Origin of the sequence: Bradyrhizobium sp. HKCCYLRH1030 (genome assembly GCF_051168395.1) — a bacterium.
Lineage (GTDB): Bacteria > Pseudomonadota > Alphaproteobacteria > Rhizobiales > Xanthobacteraceae > Bradyrhizobium.
This window is the reverse complement of the sequence record NZ_JBNPUY010000029.1, coordinates 1-2,804: the sequence shown is the minus strand read 5'-3', so window position 1 is coordinate 2,804 and position 2,804 is coordinate 1. Positions and strand designations below refer to the sequence as shown.

At 63.8% G+C, this 2,804-nt stretch carries 1 protein-coding gene; it reads left to right on the top strand.

Going from position 1 to position 2,804, the window contains the following annotated elements; all coding sequences use genetic code 11:
• Positions 1 to 656 precede the first annotated feature (656 nt).
• A complete protein-coding gene (locus tag ACQR1E_RS33980; RefSeq protein ID WP_315718088.1) occupies positions 657 to 2,720 on the top strand; it encodes a M23 family metallopeptidase in 2,064 nt (687 codons plus the stop codon).
• The last annotated feature ends 84 nt before the right edge of the window (positions 2,721 to 2,804 follow it).

The window sequence follows — 2,804 nt, the reverse complement described above, 5'->3', positions numbered from 1 at the left end:
AGCCCTCAATCCCGAGACCCGCAAGGACTCCGCCGTCCACGTTTCTCTTTCTTCATCTTCACTTGTCAAACAGCCCGGGACCTCGGTCCCACCCTCGGATGGAGGGGCGCCCAACATCTTCCGACGTCGATGAGCAACCGGGTTTTACCGGTTGTGCATCACTCAACAGAAGTGAGGAGCAATATTGGCGCGAATGCTCGCCTCGGTGTGTCCCGAAGCGGCGCCGCGCTCAGTGATCGGGTTTATAGGGGGGGCCGATCGGGGTGTCAACGCCCAATGTCAACAAATCGTCGCATCGAATCATTTTTTTCCGGACAGCAGGAGAACCCCGACTTCTTGCGGACTTCGTGCCCCACTTGGGCCACAATCCTGCGACGATTTGTTAAGCATCGACCTGGGTTGATTTGGGTCCAGCGGGGACTGCCATCGATTCAAGGATGATCCAGATCAAGGAAGTGGCGAGCCCTTCGCCTGATACGGCCGAGACGACATCGAGAGATCCTGAAGAACAATAGCGGTTTGCGGATTCCGGCTTTCCAGCCAGAGAGTCTCGAACCGTCAGAAGCGCGCCATCATTCCGAGCCGTTTGTCTTGGACGTTAAGCCAACCGGCAGCTGAGTGATCTCGGTGCTGACTTTGAATTTGGGGGACGAAGGTTGAACCATCGGACGTCACGCGGGGGGTATGGACGCGAGGTCGGCATGATCGATCTCGGTCATGAGCCGCCGCTATCGGTCGATGGCTCCGAGGCCGCGGTGATCGACCGCCGCCGCGTTTCCGTACAATGGTTCTCTGGTACGATTCTGACGGGTCTATGCGGCGCAGCCCTCATCGGCGGCGCCGTTTTCGCCTCGCTCGACGGCGAAATGACCTTCGCGCGCATGCCGGAGCGGATGGAGAGCGCGCTGCGCGGCGCCTTCGGTGCCAATGACCGCGTCGCCACCCTGCGCAAGAGCGACCGCCTGCCGCCGCCGAGCGAAGCGGCCGCGGCCCGCAATGTGGTGCGCATCTCGACCGTGACCCGCGCGGGATCGCGCGAGCTCATCCGGGTCCGTCCCTATGTCCGGATCTCGGGCAACCTGTCGATGACGACGAGCGATCTTTCCGCCAAGATCCCGCCGTTCAACGCCCAGCGCCTGCTGAGCGACACCGACAACGACAAGACAGGGTCCGGCGAGGATCCGAACAATCCCGAGGCCGTCGAGCCCGACGCCGAGGTCTCGTTCGTGACCAAGGATCTCGCCGCCGTGCTCCCCAAGGCGAAGATCGCAACCTCGGTGGCGCTCGACGAAATCGTCATGCGGGTCCGTGATGCGGCGAACTGGCGCGGCAACAATGGCGGCGTACGCTACGCCTCGCTTGCCAATGCCGCCGCCGACGCGGCCGGCGCGCAGGCCGTCCAAGGCGGCGACCTGAAACTGTCCTATGCCAATGACGGCACCTTGCCCGATCCTTACGCCGGCTTCGAGACCCGGGTGGTGCCGGAAAATGTCACCTTGCTCCCCAAGACCAAGGACCAGATCACCGGCGGCAATCCACTCGGCGAGCGCGTCCACCTGGTCAAGAAGGGCGATACCGTCGCCTCGATCCTGCGCGACCAGGGCGCGACGCCCGACGAAGCCAAGGCGATCGCCGCCCAGCTCGGCCCGCGCGGCCGTGACGGCGGCCTGAAGGAAGGCGAGAAACTGCGCATCCTGATGGCGCCATCCAGCCCTGCCCCCGGCGCCCGGCTACAGCCGTTCCGGGTCATCGTCGCCAACGACACCATGATCGAGGCGGTGGCCGCGCTGTCGGACCTCGGACGATACGTCGCCGTGGACGCGCAGAGCATGAACACGGTCACCGAGACCGCCGACAACACCAATGACGAGGAGGATGACGGCACCGGTGTCCGCCTCTATCAGAGCATCTACGAGACGGCGATGCGCAACAAGGTGCCCGCGCCGGTCATCGAGGACATGATCCGCATCTACTCCTACGACGTCGATTTCCAGCGCAAGGTGCAGCCTGGGGATTCGTTCGACGTCTTCTATGCCGGCGACGACGACGACAAGCCTGGCAACAACGACAAGACCGAGGTGCTGTTCACTTCGCTGACGGTCGGCGGCGAGACCAAGAAATACTACCGGTTCCAGACCCCCGACGACAGTGTCGTCGACTATTACGACGAGACCGGCAAGAGCGCGAAGAAGTTCCTGGTGCGCAAGCCGGTCAACAACGCGATCATGCGCTCCGGCTTTGGCGGCCGCCGCCATCCGATTCTCGGCTTCGTGAAGATGCACACCGGCGTCGACTGGGCCACCGCCTACGGCACCCCCATTTTCGCCTCCGGCAACGGCGTGCTCGAGAAGGTCGGCCAGGAAGGCGGCTACGGCAAATATATCCGCATCAAGCACAACAACGGATACGAGACCGCCTACGGCCACATGTCGGCGTTTGCCAAGGGCATGGAGCCCGGCAAGCGCGTGCGCCAGGGCCAGGTCATCGGTTTCGTCGGCTCGACCGGCATGTCGACCGGCCCGCACGTCCACTATGAGATCCTGGTCAACGGCCGCTTCGTCGACCCGATGCGCGTGAAGCTGCCGCGGGGCCGGTCGCTCGAGGGCCCGATCATGGCCAACTTCGAGAAGGAGCGCGACCGCGTCGACCAGATGATGACCAGCCGCGGCACCGGCGCCTCGCGCATCTCCGACGCCGGCCCGATCCAGGTCAGCCGGTGAGCGAGACTGACCTTGCCCCCAAGTTTTATCCAGATCTGAGTTCGTTCGGGCGGTTTGATGTGCCCATCTGGGCGGTCGTAGCGG